Source organism: Chryseobacterium vrystaatense (assembly GCF_000737765.1).
Lineage (GTDB): Bacteria > Bacteroidota > Bacteroidia > Flavobacteriales > Weeksellaceae > Chryseobacterium > Chryseobacterium vrystaatense.
This window is the reverse complement of the sequence record NZ_JPRI01000001.1, coordinates 730,540-752,818: the sequence shown is the minus strand read 5'-3', so window position 1 is coordinate 752,818 and position 22,279 is coordinate 730,540. Positions and strand designations below refer to the sequence as shown.

Below are 22,279 nucleotides of genomic sequence, written 5' to 3'. Positions count from 1 at the left end.
ACTAGTCTTTTATATAAATCCGTTTCACCCGGGGCGAAATGGATGTTAACACTTCATAGGTTATTGTTTTGCAGTAGTCTGCGAATTCTTTTAAACTTGGTTTTGCATTAAAGATGGTGACCGTATCACCCTCTTTTACATTCGGGATATTGTCTACATTGATCATCATCATATCCATACAGAGATTCCCTACGATGGGTGCAAGTACTTTGTGTACTCCCAAACTTCCTGTCTGGTTGCCGATAAGTCTTGGTATTCCATCTGCATACCCCACAGGAATAGTAGCAATTCTTGAAGGATGATCTGCTTTGTATCTTCTGCTGTAACCTACAGATTCTCCGGTATCAACCGTTGAAATCTGTGAAATTACGGTTTTAAAACTTACTACAGAGTGAAGCTGTTTTTGTATTTCACTACATGGTGACTCACCGATCATTCCAATTCCAATTCTTACCATATCATACTGATGGTCTGTATAGCTTGTTATTCCCGATGAATTCAGGATATGTCGGATAGGAGTGTAGTTCAGTTTTTCAATCAGATAACTGGAATTTTTTTCAAAAACGTCAAACTGTCTGTTAGTAAATTCTTTTTCTTCAGGCATATCAGAAGATGATAAATGACTGAATATACTCTGAACCCTTACATTCTTATGGCTTAAAGTTTCGCTTAGCTGATCTAATTCAAAATCTTTAAAGCCAAGACGGTGCATTCCCGTTTCAAGCTTGATGTGGATAGGATATTTTTTATCATAGCCAGATTTTTGAACTGCTTCATAAAACAGCTCTAAAACTCTGAAACTGTAAATTTCGGGTTCCAGATTATATTCAATAATCGCTTCATAGCTGTGCTGCTCAGGATTCATGACAATAATGGGAGTAGTGATTCCTTTTTTACGAAGTTCTATACCTTCATCTGCGTATGCAACGCCAAGATAATCAATGTGATGGTGTTGTAAAAATTCTGAAATTTCATAGCTGCCCAACCCGTAAGCGTTAGCTTTTACCATCGCCATCATCTTCGTCCCCGATTTCAGCAGGGATTTGTGATAGTTGATATTATGCAGAATGGCATTGAGATTAATTTCAAGAACTGTATCATGCTTTCGCAGTTCCAGGATATCCTTTAATTTTTCTATCTCAAATTTTCTGGCTCCTTTGAGAAGAATAATCTGATTTTCAATTTCCGTAAGATGTTTACTGTCAATTAACTCTTGGGTATTGACGAAAGTAGAAGTTTTGGACTTGAATAATTCAGTGAATTTTGATATTTCTTCCCCAATCAGGAAAACAGAATCAAACTTTTGGTCATTGACCAGTTCAGAGACTTCTTCATAGAGTTCTTTAGAATTAGAATTAACCCCTACGATATCTGTTAAGACCAGTGATTTTTTAGATTTCTTATATTCATTCAGAAATTGAAGCGCCGTTTTCAGGGAATCCAGATCGAGATTAAATGAATCGTTAATAATCATATTATTTTTAATTCCTTCAATGGCTTCCAGACGCATTTCTACAGCTTTCAGAGAGTTGATCTTATCGATGATCTTTTGATTATCAATATTAAGTTCCTTTAAAACTGTGATTAATGCCAATGCATTAGTCAGTGTAGCTTCGTCTTTTTGATGAACAGGGAAGGAGATTTCTTCGTCAAAATAAACAACAGTAATATTTTCATCCTTGGTAACACCTTCTTTGATGAAAACGTTGTTATCATTTTTAAGTCCGTAGGAAATTAATTTTTTACCTGAATACAGTTCGTATATCTTCTTAGCAACCAACAGATGATCACCATTGTAAATAATAACCTTAGAATCTTTAAAAAGCTTTATTTTTTCGTTTATCAATTCTTCTTCCGATTGAAAATTGGCTGCATGGGCATTCCCGATATGAGTAAGCAATCCAATCTCGGGATGAAAAATGTTTTCAAGTTTGTCCATCTCATGCGGCTTTGAAATTCCAACTTCAAAAATTCCAAGTTCATAGGAATCGTTAATCTGAAGTAGTGAAAGTGGAAGGCCAATCTGAGAATTAAAACTTTTTGGGCTTTTTACCGTTGGAAATTCATTCCACAGACATTGATAAAGCCATTCCTTAAGAATAGTTTTTCCGTTACTTCCTGTAATTCCAATAGATTTAATATGAGAATTCTCAAAATGGTATTGGGCCAGTTTCTGAAGGAAAGCAACTGAATTTTCAACAATAATCCATGTTACATTTTCAAATTGCGGATATTGATGCTCAGAAATAATCACACTGATACCGCGGTCTATTGCAGATTCAATAAATTTTTCACCGGAATTCTTATGCGTATTAATCGCAATAAATGCCGTATTCTTTATTGAATAAATAATCCTGCTGTCAAACGCGATATTTCTGATCACTAAATTTTTATCACCAATAATCTGTGCATTGGTGATTTCTGCAATTTGTTTTACTGTATAGTTCATTGGTACCCCTGCTGCTTTATTTTGAGCTCATTGATGGTAAAATTTGAGAAAGCTGAACTGATCTGTGCTATACACCTTTTTTCAATGTTTTACCATTACAAGTTAATTTATTTTTTTTGACCATTATCAATACACAAAATTATTTTCAAATTATAGCCTTTTAAGGTAAATGCTTCCAGTGTTTTTAGCCTTTTAAGAGGTCTGAATGGAGCTGCCTTACAAAAGGGGGCCTTATTAATTTAATTTGTGTTTATGGTCATTAATCTGTTGTAGTTTTACTGCTTTATCTTTTTACAGATTGCCCTGTTATTTCTTCTTTCTTAAAAGCATTTCGTCAATAAAAACCCGTCGGCTTACTGCTTCGTAGCTTTCTGTTTCGCCAAGTTCAACCAGATCATTTCCCTGAGAAGTTCTCATAGAATAATTGGCCAGATTCCCCGTTCTCTTGCAAATAGCATGCACTTTTGTGACGTATTCTGCAGTAGCCATTAAATTGGGCATCGGTCCGAATGGACGTCCCAGGAAATCCATATCAAGACCTGCTACAACTACTCTTGTACCGCTGTTGGCAAGCTGATTCGCAATATCAACAATGCTTTCATCAAAAAACTGGGCTTCGTCTATTCCCACCACATCGCAATTGGATGCCAGCAGAAGTATTTCATTGGGATTATCTACTGCTGTACTGCGGATTTTATTCTGATTATGAGAAACAACGTCCTCTTCAGAATATCGTGTATCCAGTCTCGGTTTAAAAATTTCCACGTTCTGTCCCGCCATTTCTGCTCTGCGCAATCTTCGGATCAGCTCCTCGGTTTTTCCCGAAAACATAGAGCCACAAATAACTTCCATCCAACCACTTTGTTTGGAATGATTAATTGTATTTTCTAAAAACATTTGTTAAATTAGCCGTATATTTTTAAGATCAAAAGTAAGCAATTTTAATAAGATTCTTATTATGCAGAACATCCAAGATTTAAAGGAAAAAATTTTTTTTGAATCCAAGAATATCATTGATATTCTGGATAAAATAAACAACGTAGACGAATTACTTTCCAAGCAGGATCTTGTAGATGAGCTTGCGAACAGGATTTCTTTTTTAAGGCTGCTTGAAAAGAATATTGAGTATTTCGTTACAGAAAATCCTGCGCAAAACTCACAGAACAAATATGTTACATTAAATTCGGATGAAGTTCATGAGTCCAATAATGATGTGACTGAAGAAGAAGCCATCTTCAACAATGAGTTTAATGAAATAGACGAAAACGAAGGTGAAAATTATACATCTGCATCTGATGATGAAGAGGAAAAATTTAACCATCAACTTGATGAAATCGTAGAAAATGAGTTTCACGAAAATATCGTAGGTTTTGCAGACGGGGACTACAGACAGACAACAACTCAAGACACTCAGGAAGAAAATTCCGGTAATGCAGTTGCAGAAGATGAAGATGTTTTCAATCAGCAGCTGAAGGATATAGAAGAGAATGAATCCTTCAATGCCAACGAAAAGGTTTTCAGTTTCATTGATGAAGAGAGAGTTCTTGCTGATGCGAAGCCTGATAATGATGAGGATCTCAATGAAGATTTATTTATTGCTGAAACTACTGCAGAAGAAGTAGTTTTCAATAATCAACTAAACGAAATTGACGAAGATGAAGACAGTGTTTCACATGAAACAGTTGCTTCAGATGATCTTAAAGAAAAAGGATCAGACGATAAAACTGCTGATCATGCTAAGGCACCGACAGAAAGAATTCCAAGTATCTTTGATACGGAAACACTGGAAGATGAAATACTGATCGAGGAAAGTGAAGAGCAGTTTATAGCATCTAATGTAACGATTGAACAGGGAGAAATGCTTACGGACACTTCTAATGTAGAGGGTATTCTGAGCGAAATAAAAAATGATTTTCCCTTAGAGGAAAGGGAAGATTCAATACTGGCAGAAGTATACGACAGAAGAAAAATTGTCGATATAGACAAACCTTCCAATGAAACAGAAAAACATCCTTCTGATGAAAGCTTCGAAGATTTAGATGCTTATCAGCAGGAGAAAAAAATAAAATTGGCCAATATCAAAGGATTGAAGGCTGTACAAACTCTTTTTGATGATGATCCTCTCGAAAGAGAAACACCCCAGCAAAAGCCACTACCTGAAGTAAAAGAAGATCATGGAGGTATTCTGAAAACGAATATTCCTACCAACTTTATGGAGGCTGATAAGGTAAAACCTGAATTCAGACTGGATCTGAATGACAGAATTGCCTTTTCAAAAATGCTTTTCGACGGAAGCCAGTCTGATCTGAACGAAACGGTAGCCCGTCTGAACGGATTCAGAAACCTGGAAGAAGCAAAAGAGTATCTTAGCGATCTTTATTACGAGAGAAAGTGGAGTAAAGTAGATGAATATGCCCAGAGACTCTGGATATTGGTAGAAAATAAATTCTTATAATTTTGAGCGGAATCTTATATTTTGTTCCCACACCTGTTGGGAACCTTGAAGATATGACCTTTAGGGCTGTAAAAGTTCTCAAGGAAGTTGACTATATTTTATGTGAAGACACAAGGACATCAGGAATACTTTTAAAGCATTACGAGATCTCCAAACCATTAAAATCATACCACCTTCACAACGAGCATCAGGCCACAGAAAAGGTAATTAATGATCTTAAAAGCGGACAGAATATAGCGATCATAACCGACGCCGGAACCCCTGGGATTTCAGATCCTGGCTATCTCCTGGCAAGGGCAGGATCAGAGAATAATATTGAAATGATATGCCTTCCGGGAGCAACAGCTTTAATTCCTGCACTTGTAGTATCCGGACTTCCAAACAATGAGTTTCTCTTTGCGGGATTCCTGCCACAGAAAAAAGGAAGACAAACGAAGCTTAAGCAGCTTGCAGAAGAGAAAAAAACAATTGTGTTATACGAAAGTCCACATAAGATCAACACAACGCTGGAGCAAATCAAAGAATTTTTTGGAGAAGAAACAAAAGCAAGTCTGAGCAGGGAAATTTCTAAAAAGTTTGAAGAGACCAAACGGGGAACAATCAATGAATTAATTGAATTTTCCAAAAGCAAAACTTTAAAAGGAGAGATCGTTCTTATTGTCAATAATTCTATTTAAATTCATTGAGAAACTTAGTTTTCGCACTGTGTTCGTCAGTGTGTATGGCCCAGACCAATCAGTATACAAAAATTCTTTTATCAAAAAAGATCGGAAAGGAGGTTTATTCCTATTCAGGCGGTTATGGAATGGTATATGATGCCAGAACAAAAACCAGAAGTATTGTAGATTCATTAGGAAATATCACCTTTGAATCAAATTACAATATCTCACATATATTTAAAAAAAGGTTTATTCTTACCTCTGAGGAATCCAATTATAGGACAAAATCTGCCGTCATTGACGAAAAAGGAAATCAATTGCTTCCGATAGATGATCAGAGCTTTAACACCCCCTGGCTCAGCGAAAAACGCATCATTTCCTCAAAGGAAGGAAAGGAAGCCGTTTACGATTATAATGGAAAGCAGATCATTCCTTATTGTGACAGAATTATTTTTGCCGGGGAAGAACGATTTTTTGTACTGAAAGATAAAAAATGGTTTTTATATGATCTGGACGGGCAACAGATCACCAACCGGGAATTTAATGAGGATAATCATTTCGAAAAGGGCAGAGCTTTGGTCATTAATGAAGATAATCAGAGCGAAATCATAGGGAAAAATGGCCAGACTTTACACAAATTTTCGGCCCAGATTTACAGTTTAGCCTCTTATCCTTATCTGATTACCAAAAACAGGACGACGGGAAAATACGGGCTTGTTGATGCGGAAGAAAATATCATAGCTGACGAGATTTTTGATGATGCTGCACCTGAATATTTTGGGGAAAAGCAATATGTTTATCTCAGAAAAAAGGGTAAAGTAACCGTTTTTAATAAAAAAGATAAAAAGCTTTATCCAAACAATTTTAAATACCTAACGCCCCTTTTTAACGATATGTTTACTGTCTACAGTGAAAAATCAAAGAAAACAGGAGTCGTGAATCTCCAGGGAGAAATGATTGTTCCGCAGGATTACGATTTTATTCAAAATTTCAGCATTTCAGGAAAAGAATTTGTTTACCTTAAAAAAGGACGGGAAGAACAGTTTCTGGATAAAGATCTGAAGAACATTTTAGAGGAAAACATGCAGATTATTGCCTTCTATCCTGATCATCTCATCATTAAAAAAGAAGAGAGCTATTATACGTTTTCAGTAGTTGATCATTCGGTTTCTGTGTTGAAGGATGTTATTTCAATCAAAGAGCAGGGGGCCGACTTTTTTAATATTTTTAATATGTATTCTAAACCGGTTGTCTGTAAGAAAAACAATAATTTATATGGAATAATTGATGAAAAAGGGAAGGAAATTATTCCTTTTATCTATGACGATATCATTGCATTTGAAAATTCTGAGAATGAATTTGTGGTGAAAAAGCAAGATAAGTATGGTGTCGTGAATTTTCAGAACGAACCTTTAAAGGATATAGTTTATGATAAGTTTTACTGGCAGAAAGAGGTTTTGAAACTGGATAAAGACAAAAAAACGGATATTCTTTACTTTACCAGATTTAAAAATATTGGCAGCCGCCTTTGAGATATGATAAAAAACAGTGAAAAAAAATCACTAATTTGATGATTTGGAATGCATTGAATAACAATTTATAATATCTTTGCGGACTGTTTAATTCGTATAGATTTAAATATGCTAAATTGCCGTTTTTTCAAAGACGGAAGAATTTACTAAGAATATAATTATCAAGAGATATGATGAAACTATTAGAAGGAAAGGTAGCACTAATTACCGGAGCTACAAGAGGAATCGGAAAGAAAATTGCTGAAATGTACGCTGAACAGGGTGCAAAAGTAGCATTTACTTATGCCGGCTCTGTAGAAAAAGCTCAAGAATTAGAAGCAGCTTTAAGTTCTGTAACCCAGATCAAAGGATATCAGTCTGACGCATCAGATTATGATGCAGCTCAAAAATTAATCGATGATGTAATGGAAGAGTTTGGAAAGATTGATATTCTGATCAATAACGCAGGAATCACAAAAGATAATCTGTTGTTGAGAATGTCTAAAGAGGACTGGGATAAAGTAATGAGAATCAATTTGGATTCAGTATTTAACCTTACAAAAGCGGTGATTAAACCAATGATGAAAGCTAAATCAGGATCTATTATCAATATGACTTCTGTAGTAGGGATTAGCGGAAACGCAGGACAATCCAATTATGCAGCTTCTAAAGCCGGAGTGATTGGATTTACAAAATCTATCGCCCTGGAATTGGGATCAAGAAACATCAGATGTAATGCAGTGGCTCCGGGATTCATTGAAACGGAAATGACTTCAGTACTGGACGAAAAAGTTATTCAGGGGTGGAGAGATCAAATCCCATTGAAAAGACTGGGACAGACTGAAAACGTTGGAAATGCATGTGTATTCTTAGGAAGCGATATGGCTTCTTACATCACTGGTCAAACCCTTAACGTAGACGGCGGAATGCTGACTTAATAATAAAAATAAAACGGGCTGTACAAATAATGTACAGCCCGTTTTTATCTTTTAATAGATTTAAAGAAAATCGGTTAATCTTTAAAAATCTGATTCTCCTGCTCCTGAACCCTGATAAAAGTGGTTCTTTTAGATAGTTCTTTAAGCTGGGAAGCTCCTACATAAGTACATGTAGAACGCACGCCTCCCAAAATATCCTTTACTGTTTCCGAAACAGGACCTTTATAGGCTGCTTTTACGGTTTTTCCTTCTGAAGCACGGTATTCTGCCACTCCTCCGGAATGTTTATCCATCGCAGTTTTGGAACTCATTCCATAAAAAAGACGGTATTTTTTACCATTCTCTTCGATGATTTCGCCGCCACTTTCATCATGGCCGGCAAACATGCCACCCAGCATCACAAAATCGGCACCTCCTCCAAAAGCTTTTGCTACATCTCCCGGAACTTTACAGCCTCCGTCAGCAATGATATGACCTCCAAGACCGTGGGCTGCATCGGAACATTCTATGATGGCAGAAAGTTGAGGATAACCAACGCCTGTCTTCACTCGTGTTGTGCATACCGAGCCAGGCCCGATACCTACTTTGATAATATCTGCGCCTACCAGGAGAAGTTCTTCTACCATTTCTCCGGTCACCACATTACCCGCCATAATAATCTTGTCTGGAAAATTAGCTCTTGCCTTCTTCACAAACCCAACGAAATGCTCAGAATAACCGTTAGCTACATCTATGCAGAGAAATTCGATTTTCGGATGCTTTTCGAGGATCAGCCTTAGTTTTTCTTCATCAGCTTTTCCGGTACCGGTGCTTAAAGCAATATATTGGTGAATGCTTTCAGGCTGGCTGTCCAGAAACTCACTCCATTCCTCAGGCGTATAATGCTTGTGTACAGCCGTTATAATTTTGTCTTTGGCCAGTTCTACAGCCATTTCAAAAGTTCCTACCGTATCCATATTAGCTGCGATCAGGGGAACACCTCTCCATTTCTTTTTAGTATGCTTGAATGTAAATTCTCTTTCGAGGTTAACTTCTGAACGGGATTTTAATGTAGAGCGTTTTGGGCGGAACATTACATCCTTGAATCCAAGCTTTATATCATATTCTATTCTCATAATCTGGAAAAAATTAATAAGAATAAATGTAGGGAAAACTTTTAAGCGAACATTGAAAAGGGATGGTTTTATAGATTTTTTAACCTGAAGACTTTGGTTTAAGGTCAGGAATAGTGAAGTAGAAAAAAGAAATTTTTGAAGGTAGGAATCAGTAGTTTTTATTTATGAAATCTGTTATAAGATCATATAAAAGAATTCTACAGATACTTAAAAAAAAGGGCGAAAAATTATCTTTTCACGCCCCATAAGTTGATCGTTCCTCTGTGCATAAAGCCAAGCTTTTCATAAAGTTTTTTGGCTCCTGTATTAGTTTCTGCAACATGCAGAAATGGCGTCTTTCCATCTGCAAAGATCTTTCCGGAAACAAAAGCTACCAGTTGCCTGGCTAAACCTTTTCCCAGATAATCCGTATGGGTGATGACAGCACTTACCTCCGTCATATCATTCATCTGCATTCTTTCACCAGTGACTGCAACTAATTTATTTTCCTTAAAAATGCCAAAATAACGGCCCAATTCAGGAGTTCTTGCTTTAAAATAATAAGGATAGAATTTCATGACAAAGGCCAAAAGTTCTTCGTAGTTTTCCTCCTTTAGTTCAGTAATGTCCTCTGTAAGATCAAATGGAACAGGGTTCTCCAATACATACTGATCACATACAAGCTGTGAAAGTTCTGTTTTTAGATTTCCCAGGTCAGGACGGGCTCCGAAAATCAGAAAATCATCACATATTTTTGCATATTCTGCGATGTCTTTTTCTCCGGAAAGCTCTGCTGCTCCACCAAAAGAGGCTACCTCAGGATTATAAAATTTCGTGTCCCCAAGATTGAAGCAGAACTTTTTATGATATTCATTAAGTGAATGATAAACAGGATTGTCTAGCTTTTCGTACATTAGTCAAAATTCATTACTTCCTCCAGCGTCTTCATGTATTCATAGGCCGTAAGGTCAAACTTTACAGGAACAATTGAAATATATCCGTTGGCTAATGCTGTTTCATCAGCATCTTCAGAATCGTCCATATTGTTGAAATATCCGGTTAACCAATAGTATTTTTTTCCGTGGGGATTTACTCTTTCGTCAAAGCTTTCTTCCCATTTTGCATTCGCCTGTTTGCAGACCTTTACTCCTTTGATTTCTCCGGCAGTCAGTTTCGGAATATTGACGTTTAGTACAATTCCTTTAGGCATTGGGTTTTCAAGAGTTCTTCTGACGATATTCTGAATATATTCTTTTGCCTGCGAAAAGTCAGCCTCCCAGCTGAAATCCATAAGTGAAAATCCGATTGCAGGAATTCCTTCTACTCCTGCTTCTACCGCTGCAGACATCGTTCCGGAATAGATTACATTAATCGAAGAATTCGCGCCATGGTTGATTCCTGAAACAACGATATCCGGTCTTCTTGTCAAAATTTTATCAAGAGCCATTTTTACGCAGTCAACAGGCGTTCCGCTACAAGAAAAGTCTGTCTGTGGTCCTTCAAGCTTTACTTCTTCGTAACTTAAGGTAGAATTGATGGTAATAGCGTGGCCTTTTCCACTTTGGGGAGAATTCGGGGCAACGACAATGACGTCTCCGATTTCGTTCATAAATTGTATAAGATTTCTGATACCAGGTGCGGTAATTCCATCATCATTAGTAACCAGAATAAGCGGTCTTTCCATAAAATCAGTTTAATTTAAGATTGTAAATTAGCATAAATTGCTAATATGAAAACTTTTATTTTATCATTTTTGACAGAAAAGAAGTTCCCACTCTTCAAATTTAGCTAAAAACTTTTTAAGATAAAGGCAATTCCATAAATATAAGTAGTACCCTGATAGGCTCATACAGATTTATTGAAAATCAGTTAGTAAATGAATATGGTTTGAAAAGAATACTAGAATTATTCAGTAATTCAGGCTTTTCGACAAAGAATGATGATGACGGAACGGTTGATAAATAAGAAATGTCAATGATCGTGAAAATGAGAATATTTCAGATGTCGGGTTATTTTAACAATGTGAGAATAGCTTTTGAGGGAGAGAGAATTATTTTTATCAAAAATAATTTAATCGATTGATTATTAGGGTGATATTTGGATTTTGTGAAAAGGTGAAAAGATACTCAATCATGCTTTTAGTAAAAAACATTCAAAACTATCCGATAATTGTAAATAAGGTATTAAATTTGATAGTTTGTAACAGCGAATTAATTGCTGCTACTAATTGTAGTATATATTTTAAAAAAATTAATAAATAAAGACAGTTTATGTGGAAAAATTTCAAACTGAATAAATTTTTACTCCTAATTCCATTGACAAGTCTAATGTTTTGTTTCAACTCGCCAAAGAATGACGATGAAAAGATGCAGACGATTATGGTGAGCGTAAAGAACACTCTTTCTTATTTACATTACAGTCCAAAAGCCATCAATGATGCTTATTCAAAGGATGTCTATAAACATTATTTCGAACTGGTAGATCCTGCGAAAAGATATTTTCTACAGTCTGATATGGATGAATTCGGAAAGCATGAAACAAAGCTTGATGACTATATCGGCCAGGGGGATTTAATATTTTATAAACTGACGATTGACAGGCTTTATCAGCGTGTAGATGAGATCGATAAGATTACTCAGGATATCTTTAGCAAGCCGATCAGCCTTGAAGAGGATGATGCTCTGACTTTGGAGCCGAAGCTTAAAAAAGTACCTGCCAACAAGCAGGAACAGTATAATGAGTGGAAAAAGTATATCAAATACAATATTCTTCAAGAGATCGAATCTATGAACAGCAAAGAAGAGGCTCAGAAAGAGAAAAAAGACTCTGTTCAGAAGTATAAGTTGAAAGATACGATCAAATATCAGCCGCTTAATCAGGATCAGAAGATCAAAAAAGCAACTGATGAAGTAAAAGATCTGGTAAAAGATACTTTTACGAGGTTCAAAAAAAGAAAGAAAATGGATTGGTTTACCGTGTACATGAACGCATATACAGAGGTATTCGATCCACACACCAATTATTATTCTCCAAAAGACAAAGAAGACTTTGACACTCAATTTACTGGAAAAGTAATAGGTATTGGAGCGATCATCCAGGAGAAAAAAGGAAATCTTTACCTGGGAGCTTTAACAATAGGTGCACCGGCATGGAAATCCAAGCAGCTTTCTGAAGGTGACAAGATCTTAAAAGTAAAATCCAAACCAAAGGATGACGCTGTTAATGTAGTAGGGATGCTTTCTGATGAAGCAGTAAGACTGATCAGAGGAGAAAAAGGAACACCGGTAACACTTACCGTTCAGAAAAAAGACGGAACAACCAAAGATGTTACTATGATCCGTGAAGAAGTGGCGATCGAAGATACCTTTGCAAGAAGTATTGTAGTGAACTCTCCAAATGGGAAAAAATACGGATTCATTAACCTGCCAAGTTTTAATGCTGATTTTGAAGATTCAAAAGGAAGAAATGCTTCTGATGACATCAAGAATGAAATCATTAAATTAAAAGAGCAGAATATAGAAGGAATTGTTCTTGACCTCAGAAATAATGGAGGAGGATCATTGACGGAAGTAGGTGATATTATGGGACTTTTCATGGATGCCGGACCTTATGTTCAGGTGAAAGACGGAAACGGAAAAATCCAGACTTTAAAGAATAAAAATGAAACGCCAATATGGACAGGACCTTTGGTGATCATGCAAAACGAACTTTCAGCTTCTGCTTCTGAGATCCTTGCCGGTGTTATGCAGGATTATGGAAGAGCGATGATCATCGGATCTCCACAGTCTTTTGGAAAAGGTACTGTACAGACTTTTGTAGATCTGAACAGATTCTTAAATACAGAAGATGATTTTGGATCTTTAAAACTTACGATTCAGAAGTTCTACAGAATTACAGGAGAATCTACACAGAGAAAAGGAATTGTTTCTGATATCCAGATGAAAGATTTCTTTACCTACGCTGAAGTAGGAGAGCGATATGACGATTATGCTTTAGCATGGGATAAAATTCCGGGAACTAAATTTGAGAAACTGAATTATTTCAACATCCAGGCTCTTGAAAAAGCAAGTGCCGATAGAATGGCTAAAAACAGCAACTATCAGCTTCTGCTTGAATCCGCTCAATGGAGAGAAAAACTGGATAAGGAGGAAAACATCACGCTAAACATTAACAAGTTTAATGAACTGATGAAGCAGAGAAAAGCTCAGATCGAAAAATTCAAAGCTTTAAGCAAATTTGAGAATGGTCTTAAATTCATGATGTATCCAAAAGAAATTGAAAGAGAGAAAAAAGATGAAGCTTTCAAGAAAAAATCTGAAATGTGGATTAAGAATCTGAAAAAAGATCCATATCTGCAGGAAGCAATGAACATTGTTTCTGATATGGGAGCTAAATCATAAAATAAAAGCCGCTGATCAACGATCAGCGGCTTTTTTTATTGAAAATTGAGAATTATTTAATTTCTACACATCCCACTCTTCCGCCTGCATTTCCTGTAGGCTGAGTATGAAAATCATCCGCAGCAGCATGTACGATAAGACCTTTTCCAATGATATTCTTGGATTCATCTGTACATCCCAGACACCATTTATTGGTCTTGAATGTAAGGACTGCTTTTCCACTTTGGTCAGCAGTTAAATTTCCTATATCTCCCATATGGAAGTGATCAGCACCCCATTTTCCATGATCATCTTTAGCTGGGTTCCAGTGTCCTCCGGTAGAGGTTCCGTCGGCAGCAGAACAGTCGCCTTTTTCGTGGATATGTACCGCATGGATACCGGGAGTAAGATTCGTTACTTCAAGTTTCATGACCACCTCTTCTCCTTTTTGAGTAAACTTTGCTGTTCCACCCGTCTGTGTTCCGCTTTTAGCGTTGACGCTGTATGTTTTCGTTGTGCAGCACGAAGCGGCAAAAAATGCGCAGCCTGCCAATAATGCTAATGTCTGTACTTTCATTTTTAAATGATTTTTATAGTGATTATACCGTTAAATTTATAAAACATTTTCCGAAACACTTTATGATTTCAGTCCTTTTTTCAAAAACCGCAATATATGACAAATGAAATTCAGTGTATCTTAATACCTTTGTTCATCAGCACTTTTTGAAATGGAAGAACACAAAAAAAGGATCATCAAAGCGATACAATATATTGACAGCCACCTTCATGAAGATCTTTCTTTGGAAAAAATTGCCGAAGTCGGGATGTATTCTTCTTTTCATTTCCACAGGATATTTAAGCTCATTACCGGAGAGACACTCCAGAATTATATCATCAGAAAGAAAATAGAAAAAAGTGCCTTTTATCTGTCTGTAAAAAAGGATATAGAAATAAAAGAAATTTATCTTGACTTGGGATTTTCCAATCATTCTGTTTTCAGTAAAACGTTTAAAAAACATTACGGAATCGCCCCTTCTTCTTTTCGGAATTCTGCTCCTGAATTCTTCCACAGGGTTTTACAGAAAGCCAGCAAGAATGGACAAGTGAATACTGTTTTCAGCCAGTACATTTGCCATATAGACAACCTGTTAAACTGGACAGATATGAATTTAAAAGTTGGAGTAAAAGAACTGCCGGAAATGAATCTGGCTTCTGTCATGAGCTTAGGAATTATCAATGTGGAGCCTTCTTTTAATGTGCTTATAGAATGGGCAAAGAAAAGGCAGTTATTTCCCAGGGACAATGTCAAAATGATCTCCGTGTATCATGACAGCTGCAAAGTGACCCCTTTAGATAAAGTCAGAATCCATTCGTGTATGCTTCTGGATGAGAGACTGAAGGAGCAGAACGAAGTGGTTTTCTCAGAAACGATTGAGAAGGGTAAATGTATTGTGGGAAGCGGAGAATTGACCCTTGATGACTTTGAGAAGTGTTGGGTATCCCTTTTTCTATGGATGAATGAACATCATTATTCCATGAGAAAAGCATTCCCGTTTGAAATTTATCATACCAATTTTAAAGAACATCCGGAGGGTAAAATGATCGTTGATTTCTGCATCCCGGTTTACTAATTTCCCATTCAGCAGCCAAACTATGCCTTTCAGTAAAATTTATTTTAAAGAAAGGCATTTTGCGTATTATTTTTGATCCGAAAATTAACCCCATGAAAACACAAGTAAAAAAACTGCTGTTAATGATTGCCTTTCTGTCCTTTATTGCAGGATATTCGCAGATCAGGATCTCAGGAAAAGTCACTTTTAAAAATAAAGGTGTCAGTGAAATTAATGTTACATTAAAAGACACCTATGATGGTGCTACCACCGACACCCAGGGAAACTTTTCTTTTGAGACCTCGGAGAAGGGGAATCATATCCTCACATTTACGCATACAAAATATCAGGATGTAGAAAAGACGATTGTAATTGATAATCAAGATCTTTCAGTCAACGCAGAACTTAAGGAACAGATCAGTGAGATTGATGCGGTGGTCGTTTCAGCAGGTTCTATAGAAGCAAGTGACAAAAAGAGAGCTACAGCACTTCTGACACCCATTGACATCTATACTACAGCAGGAGCAGACGGACAGATTTCTTCTGCATTAAATTACCTCCCCGGAGTTCAGAAGGTGGGGGAGACGGAAGGTCTTTTCATCAGGGGCGGAACAGGAACAGAATCGAAAATCTTTATGGATGGCAGTCTCATCAACAATTATTTCTCCAATTCCGTTCCGGGAATCGCAGGGAGGGACCGTTTCAACACCTCTCTTTTCAAAGGGAATGTGTTTTCAAGCGGAGGCTATTCTGCCTTATATGGTCAGGCTCTTTCGGGGGCACTGATGCTGGAAAGTGTAGATCTTCCAGATCAGAGTTCCTTTGACTTTGGGGTTTCACCCATCTTTTTAAGCGCAGGATTTCAGAAACTGGGAGCAGATAAAAACCATTCTTTTGGCGCAACTTTAGGCTATTCACTCTTGAGTGTGATGCAGAAGGTTTTTAACTTTAATACTGATTTTATTGATGCTCCACAGGGATTAAATGGTGATTTTAACTTTAGAATCAAAACAAAATCCGGTGGTTTTTTTAAATATTACGGAATGTATGATTCCAATAAAATGGGTGTAAGGACAGAGAGCTTAGAACCGGAATACGACTTTGCTCTGGTAAGACTGAAAGGAAGAAATACCTATCATAACCTGTCTTTTAAACAAAAATTTGGAAAATATCTTCTTAATGCCGGAACTTCTTATTCCTACAACAGATCCGATCTTAATTTCTCCACAGAAACCAATGATATAGAATCAGGGAGATCAAAGCTTTTAACCGACGGAAATTACATCAATTTCAAAGCAGTCCTCGAAAGAAAAATTAATAAAATCAGTGCCGTACGAGCTGGTTTTGAATTGAATAATACGGATGAAAAGCTGAATTTTTCAGAAGTACAGAAGCATTACAGAGACCTGATATCCGCAGCTTTTGCAGAAACAGATCTTGGATTCAGTAATGCCTTGTCGGCAAAGATAGGAGTGAGGGCAGAAAGCTCTTCTTTTTTAGGCAAAAGCAATATCGCGCCACGTTTTGCCCTGGCTTGCCGTCTTGCAAAAGACTGGACAACTTCCTTTGCATATGGACTGTTTTATCAGAATCCTGAAAGCAGATACATCAACGGACCGGCAGATCTGGATTTTCAGAAATCGCAGCATTATATTTTTCAGGTTCAGAGAACGTCAGAAGGGAGGAGTCTGCGTTTTGAGGCCTTTTATAAAAAATATGATCAGCTAATCAAGACTTTCAATATTACACCGGACAAAGAGCAGAATCAGCAAGTACAGACCGCTTTAAACAATAACGGAGACGGTTACGCAAAAGGATTGGAACTTTTCTGGAGAGATAAAAAGACTTTCAAGAACATTGATTACTGGCTCAGTTACTCCTTTCTTGACTCACAGAGAGACTTCATCAATTATCCAGTGAGTTTAAAACCCAATTTCGCCTCTGCGCACACTCTTTCTGCCGTGGCTAAAAGATTTATTCCGGAATGGAAACTTGGAGTTAACTTATCATACACCTATGCCAAAGGACGTCCTTATTATGACATCACAACGAAAACAGAAAACAGCAATGTGATCAATTACATCAGGAATGAAGGAAAGCTGAAAGACTACAATGCCCTTAATATCAGTTTTAATTACCTTCCGAATTTGGGAAAGAAAGATGCTAAAGCTTTTACTGTATTGGTATTAAGTGTTTCCAATGTGTTGGGGTCAAAAAATGTCTACGGTTACAATTTCTCTTTTGATGGGGCAAGAAGTTCTTCAGTCGTTCCTCCGGTTAATACCTTTGTATTCATAGGCGCCTTTATCAGTTTTGGAGTGGACAAAACGCAGGATGCAATCAATAATAATTTATAAAATTAAAAGTGGGAGATATTACAATTACATGAAAAAACATAACTTCGGATATATCATTAACTAACATAAAAAAATTGATACAATGAAAAAATACCTATTAAGTTTTGCTTTAGCTTTTATGAGTTTAACGGCTTTTGCACAGGCAGATTATGAAAAAATAATGACTGAAAAAATCGCGAAAACCGAGACGTGTAAAACAGCGGAAGAATTTCAGACTTTGGCGAATGATTTCCAGAGAATCGGAAGTAAAGAAAGCTCAAAATGGCTTCCTCCTTACTATGCAGCATTTTCACAGATTCAAAAGGGAAGACTGATGATGAGAAACGGAAATATGGATCTGGACGAGACTGCTGCGCAGGCTGACAAATACCTGGCTATGGCACAGAATCTGGCAGGTGCAGACAACGCAGAAATCCATTTGTTGAGGAAAATGGCCGCCTCTTTAAGAATGATGGTCAATCCTGCACAAAGGTACATGACTGATGGGGCGAAAGCGACTGAAGAACTTGCTATTGCAGAAAAGCTGGATCCATCCAATCCAAGAATTGCTCTTATCAAAGCAGAAGATGTCTATTTCACTCCTGAGCAGTATGGAGGAAGCAAAACGAAGGGCATGGAACTGTTTAAAGATGCTTTGGCAAAATTTAATGCCTATAAACCAAAAACAGCATTGGATCCAAACTGGGGCAAGACAGAAGCAGAATATTTTCTCAGCATGCAGGCGAAATAAGAACAACAGTAAACCTTCCTTATACGGAAGGTTTTTTTCTTCCATTCAGCACGAAAAATCGGCCCTTCAGTAAATAATAATTTTTGATACCTTTATTAAAGACTAATTTTGAACCAGAAAAACAGCTCATGAAGCGTAAAGGATTTATCATTTTATTTTGGGTATCGCTGGGTACTGCGCTCTTCTTCTTCTTATTTTTTACAAAAGAGAAGAATTTCCACAATTTTCTGATTACGATGATGATCTCCACGATGTATTCCTTTATTCTGGGATTTGGAAATGCGTTCATCAATGATTTTCTTAACAGAAAATTCCCATGGTCTGAAACAACCCGTATAAGAACAGCGTTAAGTATCATTTCTATCATTATCGGTAATTTTATTCTGGTCTATTTCTGTAATTATGTCAATTATGTACTGATTCAGAAAGTTGCCTCAACGGAAGCTTTCTTTTCCAAGGAGTATGCAACAACCAATTGGTTTATGATCAATATTGCACTTCTTATTTCCGCGTTCCTTCATGCCAAAAGCTTCATGGAAGAACTGAAGAAAAACTCCAGAAAAGAAGTGGTGGAACAGAAGCTGATCGCAAAGTCTGCCAATGCACAGTTTGAAAGCTTAAAAAACCAGCTGGATCCACATTTCCTTTTTAATTCTTTAAATGTTTTGAGTTCTCTGATCGATGAAAATCCCAATCAGGCACAGAAGTTTACCGCTTCAATGTCAAAGATTTACCGGTATGTACTTGAACAGAAGGATAAAGAACTGGTGACGGTAGAAGATGAAATAGAATTTGCAAAAACATACTGCGATCTTTTAAAAACCAGGTTTGAGGATAGTGTCGATTTTATTTTTGATGTTAAAAAAGAAGATTACAGAAGATATGTAGTACCACTGTCGCTGCAGCTCTTACTTGAAAACTGTATCAAGCACAATTTTGCTACTTCTGCAAGACCTTTAGTCATCAAAATATTTTCAGACAATGATACTCTCTGTATTGAAAATAATCTTCAGGCACGGGAGCAGATGAAGGAGAGTGCAGGAATTGGACTGGCGAATATTGTTCAGCGGTATGCCCTGCTTACCAGGAAGAATGTTTTCATTGAAAAGTCGGAGGATTATTTTAAAGTAAAAGTTCCGATCCTGTCTAATAAACCAAACAATATCAGTGTAAAAACAGATGATGAAAACGGATCTTATGAAAAGGCAAAGAAACGGGTGAAGGAATTGAAAGGCTTTTATGGAAATCTTATTTCCTATTGTACAATAATCCCTTTTTTGATCATCATAAACCTGATTGTTTCACCGAAAAACCTGTGGTTCTATTTTCCTATGTTAGGCTGGGGAATTGGGGTGGCATCACATGCGTTTCAGGTCTTTGGGGTTGGAGAATCCTGGAAAGAAAAGAAGATCCGGGAAATAATGGATAAACAAAAAAACAGACATAATGGAAATCTATGATGAAAATAATGTCCGGTATGAACAGGCCAGAAGGCAGGTTGAACGCTTAAGAGGTTTTTACGGACACTTATTCGCGTATATCGCGGTGAATGCTATGATTGTTGTTTATAATATCAGGCATTTAGAACCGGGAGAGAGCTATTTCCAGTTCAAAAACTTCTTTACAGCGACCTTTTGGGGCATTGGGCTGGTAGCTCATGCAGCAGCAGTTTATGTACCCAATATTGGGTTTGTTAGGAACTGGGAAGAAAAGCAAATCAGGAAACTGATGGAAAAGAAAGAGAAAAAAAGAAATCTCTGAAACAGTGAGCATCAAAAAAGCTTTGATTTCTACTATTAACCTAAACATATGCATCCTCTACAAATTTTATTTTCTATCTCAATGGCCGCATGGTTTGTGACCGAGTTCCTGTATAAAAACATGCTGAAGTCAGGTAAAGATGACCGGAAAGATAAAGATAAATCTACGCTGAATATCTTGTGGATGGCAATTCCATTTTCTATTTTAGCTTCAGTATCAATTTCATATCTAACCAGATTCCCGATCACTCAAGACAACTGGATCTTGTATGTTGGGGAAGCTCTTATCTTGACTGGAATTGTTTTGAGGTTTATAATCATCAGATCATTGGGAAAGTATTTTACAGTAGATGTGACCATTAAACAGAATCATAAAATCAAAAAAGAAGGCTTCTACAAATACCTGAGACATCCTTCATATGCATTTTCACTGCTTACTTCTTTAGGCTTAGGTCTCTATCTCAATAACTGGCTTTCTTTGATTCTGGCATTTCTTCCTCCATTTTTTGCATTCATATACCGGATCAAAATTGAGGAAAAGGCTCTTGTCGAACAGTTTGGAGACGAGTATCTGAACTATGTAAAAAAAACAAAAAAACTGATCCCGTTTATCTACTGAGGCTGATGTTAACGATTTGTATAGAAATAAAAACAACAGATAAAACGGTTTTTTTACGATTCAGGAAGTATATTCTACCACTCGGTCATATAAAGTTGATTGACGCCTGATTTCTGACCTACCTTTGATTCAGCAAAAAGAGAAACAAACCTTTTTAAAATGAAAATTATGGAAACTATAGAGCAAACAAAAGAAACAAGGGCTTATAAGAAAGCGGCCAGACGGGTAAAAGAACTGAAAGGATTTTACGGGAACCTTACCTCATACTGTCTGGTTATTCCGTTCTTACTGGTGTTGAATCTGATTACATCTCCAGATCATTTATGGTTCTACTGGCCAATGTTGGGATGGGGAGTAGGAATTGTAGCCCATGCTGTAAGTGTTTACGGAATTGGAAAAGAATGGGAAGAAAAAAAGATTCGAGAATTGATGAAGGAAGACAGCAGAAATATAAAAACTTTATAATTAATCACAAAAATTTTAGAACCATGAATTACGAGACTGCATACGAGAGAGTCACTAAGCTGAAAAAATTTTATAAGAGCCTTCTCTGGTTTGGGATAGTGGCAGGAATCATATTTTTCGACGATATATTTGAAAACGGAAGAATTAATTTTTCTTTATTCGATGGATCAATTATCCTGGTCATTTGGGGGATTATTCTTACTGTTAAAGCTGTAAAATTATTTCTTTTAGATGCAGAATGGGAAAACGATCTTATTGAAAGAGAAATGAGGAAAAGCAAAAAGAATATAGATTTTTAAACTGTTCATTTTTTATCTACTTTTATTCCCGATTTAAACTAAAAACTGTAGCTCAATGATTAAAACTGTCATTATTGAAGATGAAAAACCTGCTTCAAGGAAATTAGAAAGAATGCTGAGTAATTTTCCTGAAATAGAAGTAGTTGCTAAAATTGAATCGGTAGAAGAAGGAGTCGTCTGGTTTTCTGAAAATGAGCATCCGCAGCTCATCTTTTCGGATATCGTTCTTGGAGATGGGCTTTCTTTTGATATTTTTGAAAAGGTGCCTACAAAAGGGTTCATCATTTATACGACAGCATTTGATCAGTACACGCTGAAAGCATTTAAACTGAACAGCATTGATTATCTTTTAAAACCTATTCTGGAAGAAGACCTTTCAGGCGCGGTAGAGAAGTTTAAATCATTTATTCCCTCCAACAATACGGCTGGTTCTGAAGATATTAAGCAATTGATCAGAAAAGAAAAATCAACCCTTTCCAGAGTCCTGGTCAAGATTGGATATAATCTTAAAATTGTTCAGACTCAGGAGATAAGCTGCTTTTTCAGTGAAAACAAAATTGTCTATCTACAGACGGAAGAACGGGTTTATCCTTCCGACTTCACACTCGACGAACTTGAAGATATTCTGGAAGATAAAAAGTTTTTCAGGGTAAACAGACAGTTTATCATTAATTCCGATTTTATAAAAAACATCCATACGTCGCCTTATTACAAAGTTGATATGCAATTTCAGCCTCAGGAGGAAATCACAGTCAGCCGTGACAGGGTTAAAGATTTTAAAGAGTGGCTGGTGGGATAGGTTGATTAGATTTCAGACATCAGACATCAGACATCAGATTTTAGATTAAGGAGAAGAATATGATGGACCTTTGCTGGAAGTGTAAAATATTTGAAATGCTATCCGGTAACTGCAGAATCTGAATCCGGAACACACAATTCTTCCACTGTAAAACT

Annotated in this window: 20 protein-coding genes; 14 read left to right on the top strand and 6 right to left on the bottom strand. The window is 36.7% G+C overall.

All coding sequences use genetic code 11. The features are described 5' to 3' along the window. Position 1 precedes the first annotated feature (1 nt). Positions 2 to 2,449, bottom strand: a complete 2,448-nt coding sequence (locus IW16_RS03470) for a bifunctional UDP-N-acetylmuramoyl-tripeptide:D-alanyl-D-alanine ligase/alanine racemase (RefSeq protein WP_034739728.1) — start codon at positions 2,447 to 2,449, stop codon at positions 2 to 4. 306 nt (positions 2,450 to 2,755) lie between these two features. Beyond that, entirely contained in the window at positions 2,756 to 3,346 is a 591-nt protein-coding gene (locus IW16_RS03465; RefSeq protein ID WP_034739727.1) for a thymidine kinase, read from the bottom strand. Between the two features lie 61 nt (positions 3,347 to 3,407). Between IW16_RS03465 and IW16_RS03460 the strand changes: the two genes are divergently transcribed. From IW16_RS03460 to fabG, 4 genes are all read left to right on the top strand, one after another. Next, the gene (locus IW16_RS03460) at positions 3,408 to 4,904 is read left to right on the top strand and encodes a hypothetical protein (RefSeq protein ID WP_034739725.1); all 1,497 of its coding nucleotides are present in this window, start codon (positions 3,408 to 3,410) and stop codon (positions 4,902 to 4,904) included. Between the two features lie 2 nt (positions 4,905 to 4,906). After that, a complete protein-coding gene (rsmI, locus tag IW16_RS03455; protein WP_034739718.1) occupies positions 4,907 to 5,581 on the top strand; it encodes a 16S rRNA (cytidine(1402)-2'-O)-methyltransferase in 675 nt (224 codons plus the stop codon). A gap of 5 nt (positions 5,582 to 5,586) precedes the next feature. Then, complete coding sequence (locus IW16_RS03450; RefSeq protein ID WP_131327831.1) at positions 5,587 to 7,095, top strand: WG repeat-containing protein; 1,509 nt, start codon at positions 5,587 to 5,589, stop codon at positions 7,093 to 7,095. Between the two features lie 173 nt (positions 7,096 to 7,268). Further along, on the top strand, positions 7,269 to 8,012 hold the full coding sequence (gene fabG, locus IW16_RS03445; RefSeq protein ID WP_034740540.1) for a 3-oxoacyl-[acyl-carrier-protein] reductase: 744 nt from the start codon (positions 7,269 to 7,271) through the stop codon (positions 8,010 to 8,012). Positions 8,013 to 8,086: 74 nt separating this feature from the next. Here fabG and IW16_RS03440 read toward each other — a convergent pair whose 3' ends face one another. The 3 genes from IW16_RS03440 to surE form a co-directional block, all read right to left on the bottom strand. Continuing rightward, positions 8,087 to 9,127, bottom strand: coding sequence for a GMP reductase (locus IW16_RS03440; RefSeq protein ID WP_034739716.1), 1,041 nt, complete (start codon positions 9,125 to 9,127; stop codon positions 8,087 to 8,089). A gap of 227 nt (positions 9,128 to 9,354) precedes the next feature. Next, positions 9,355 to 10,020 carry a GNAT family N-acetyltransferase gene (locus IW16_RS03435; protein ID WP_034739715.1) on the bottom strand — a complete coding sequence of 222 codons (666 nt, stop codon included), beginning with the start codon at positions 10,018 to 10,020 and terminating at the stop codon, positions 9,355 to 9,357. Beyond that, the gene (surE, locus tag IW16_RS03430; RefSeq protein WP_034739713.1) at positions 10,020 to 10,790 is read right to left on the bottom strand and encodes a 5'/3'-nucleotidase SurE; all 771 of its coding nucleotides are present in this window, start codon (positions 10,788 to 10,790) and stop codon (positions 10,020 to 10,022) included. Before surE ends, IW16_RS03435 begins: the two co-directional genes overlap by 1 nt. 586 nt (positions 10,791 to 11,376) lie before the next feature. Here surE and IW16_RS03425 point away from each other — a divergent pair. Next, complete coding sequence (locus IW16_RS03425) at positions 11,377 to 13,506, top strand: carboxy terminal-processing peptidase (RefSeq protein ID WP_034739710.1); 2,130 nt, start codon at positions 11,377 to 11,379, stop codon at positions 13,504 to 13,506. Positions 13,507 to 13,558: 52 nt separating this feature from the next. On the opposite strand, the gene IW16_RS03420 is transcribed toward IW16_RS03425, so the two are convergent. Next, entirely contained in the window at positions 13,559 to 14,062 is a 504-nt protein-coding gene (locus tag IW16_RS03420) for a superoxide dismutase family protein (protein WP_034739708.1), read from the bottom strand. A gap of 151 nt (positions 14,063 to 14,213) precedes the next feature. Here IW16_RS03420 and IW16_RS03415 point away from each other — a divergent pair, with 151 nt between their 5' ends. The 9 genes from IW16_RS03415 to IW16_RS03375 all read left to right on the top strand — a co-directional run bounded on the left by IW16_RS03415 (position 14,214) and on the right by IW16_RS03375 (position 22,124). Further along, positions 14,214 to 15,116 (top strand): AraC family transcriptional regulator, encoded by a 903-nt coding sequence (locus tag IW16_RS03415; protein WP_034739706.1) that lies wholly within the window; start codon positions 14,214 to 14,216, stop codon positions 15,114 to 15,116. Between the two features lie 92 nt (positions 15,117 to 15,208). Then, positions 15,209 to 17,452: a TonB-dependent receptor gene (locus tag IW16_RS03410; protein WP_084694486.1), complete on the top strand. Its 2,244-nt coding sequence runs from the start codon at positions 15,209 to 15,211 to the stop codon at positions 17,450 to 17,452. Between the two features lie 82 nt (positions 17,453 to 17,534). Beyond that, entirely contained in the window at positions 17,535 to 18,182 is a 648-nt protein-coding gene (locus IW16_RS03405) for a hypothetical protein (protein ID WP_034739704.1), read from the top strand. 128 nt (positions 18,183 to 18,310) lie between these two features. Next, positions 18,311 to 19,642 (top strand): 2TM domain-containing protein, encoded by a 1,332-nt coding sequence (locus tag IW16_RS03400; RefSeq protein WP_034739701.1) that lies wholly within the window; start codon positions 18,311 to 18,313, stop codon positions 19,640 to 19,642. After that, positions 19,629 to 19,943 carry a 2TM domain-containing protein gene (locus IW16_RS03395; protein WP_034739698.1) on the top strand — a complete coding sequence of 105 codons (315 nt, stop codon included), beginning with the start codon at positions 19,629 to 19,631 and terminating at the stop codon, positions 19,941 to 19,943. Before IW16_RS03400 ends, IW16_RS03395 begins: the two co-directional genes overlap by 14 nt. 48 nt (positions 19,944 to 19,991) lie before the next feature. Then, a complete protein-coding gene (locus IW16_RS03390) occupies positions 19,992 to 20,561 on the top strand; it encodes a methyltransferase family protein (RefSeq protein ID WP_034739695.1) in 570 nt (189 codons plus the stop codon). Between the two features lie 168 nt (positions 20,562 to 20,729). Then, positions 20,730 to 21,026, top strand: a complete 297-nt coding sequence (locus IW16_RS03385; protein ID WP_034740537.1) for a 2TM domain-containing protein — start codon at positions 20,730 to 20,732, stop codon at positions 21,024 to 21,026. Positions 21,027 to 21,049: 23 nt separating this feature from the next. Then, on the top strand, positions 21,050 to 21,325 hold the full coding sequence (locus IW16_RS03380; protein ID WP_073170898.1) for a 2TM domain-containing protein: 276 nt from the start codon (positions 21,050 to 21,052) through the stop codon (positions 21,323 to 21,325). A gap of 55 nt (positions 21,326 to 21,380) precedes the next feature. Further along, complete coding sequence (locus tag IW16_RS03375; protein ID WP_084694485.1) at positions 21,381 to 22,124, top strand: LytR/AlgR family response regulator transcription factor; 744 nt, start codon at positions 21,381 to 21,383, stop codon at positions 22,122 to 22,124. Positions 22,125 to 22,279: the final 155 nt, after the last annotated feature.

What these genes read in the sequence shown, in the direction of transcription:
- IW16_RS03415 (WP_034739706.1), top strand. Translation starts at nt 14,214, where the DNA reads ATGGAAGAACACAAAAAAAGGATCATCAAAGCGATACAATATATTGAC.
- IW16_RS03410 (WP_084694486.1), top strand. Translation starts at nt 15,209, where the DNA reads ATGAAAACACAAGTAAAAAAACTGCTGTTAATGATTGCCTTTCTGTCC.
- IW16_RS03385 (WP_034740537.1), top strand. Translation starts at nt 20,730, where the DNA reads ATGGAAACTATAGAGCAAACAAAAGAAACAAGGGCTTATAAGAAAGCG.
- IW16_RS03390 (WP_034739695.1), top strand. Translation starts at nt 19,992, where the DNA reads ATGCATCCTCTACAAATTTTATTTTCTATCTCAATGGCCGCATGGTTT.
- IW16_RS03405 (WP_034739704.1), top strand. Translation starts at nt 17,535, where the DNA reads ATGAAAAAATACCTATTAAGTTTTGCTTTAGCTTTTATGAGTTTAACG.
- IW16_RS03375 (WP_084694485.1), top strand. Translation starts at nt 21,381, where the DNA reads ATGATTAAAACTGTCATTATTGAAGATGAAAAACCTGCTTCAAGGAAA.
- IW16_RS03470 (WP_034739728.1), bottom strand. Translation starts at nt 2,449, where the DNA reads ATGAACTATACAGTAAAACAAATTGCAGAAATCACCAATGCACAGATT.
- fabG (WP_034740540.1), top strand. Translation starts at nt 7,269, where the DNA reads ATGAAACTATTAGAAGGAAAGGTAGCACTAATTACCGGAGCTACAAGA.
- IW16_RS03465 (WP_034739727.1), bottom strand. Translation starts at nt 3,346, where the DNA reads ATGTTTTTAGAAAATACAATTAATCATTCCAAACAAAGTGGTTGGATG.
- IW16_RS03400 (WP_034739701.1), top strand. Translation starts at nt 18,311, where the DNA reads ATGAAGCGTAAAGGATTTATCATTTTATTTTGGGTATCGCTGGGTACT.
- IW16_RS03440 (WP_034739716.1), bottom strand. Translation starts at nt 9,127, where the DNA reads ATGAGAATAGAATATGATATAAAGCTTGGATTCAAGGATGTAATGTTC.
- IW16_RS03420 (WP_034739708.1), bottom strand. Translation starts at nt 14,062, where the DNA reads ATGAAAGTACAGACATTAGCATTATTGGCAGGCTGCGCATTTTTTGCC.
- IW16_RS03395 (WP_034739698.1), top strand. Translation starts at nt 19,629, where the DNA reads ATGGAAATCTATGATGAAAATAATGTCCGGTATGAACAGGCCAGAAGG.
- surE (WP_034739713.1), bottom strand. Translation starts at nt 10,790, where the DNA reads ATGGAAAGACCGCTTATTCTGGTTACTAATGATGATGGAATTACCGCA.
- IW16_RS03460 (WP_034739725.1), top strand. Translation starts at nt 3,408, where the DNA reads ATGCAGAACATCCAAGATTTAAAGGAAAAAATTTTTTTTGAATCCAAG.
- IW16_RS03380 (WP_073170898.1), top strand. Translation starts at nt 21,050, where the DNA reads ATGAATTACGAGACTGCATACGAGAGAGTCACTAAGCTGAAAAAATTT.
- IW16_RS03425 (WP_034739710.1), top strand. Translation starts at nt 11,377, where the DNA reads ATGTGGAAAAATTTCAAACTGAATAAATTTTTACTCCTAATTCCATTG.
- IW16_RS03435 (WP_034739715.1), bottom strand. Translation starts at nt 10,020, where the DNA reads ATGTACGAAAAGCTAGACAATCCTGTTTATCATTCACTTAATGAATAT.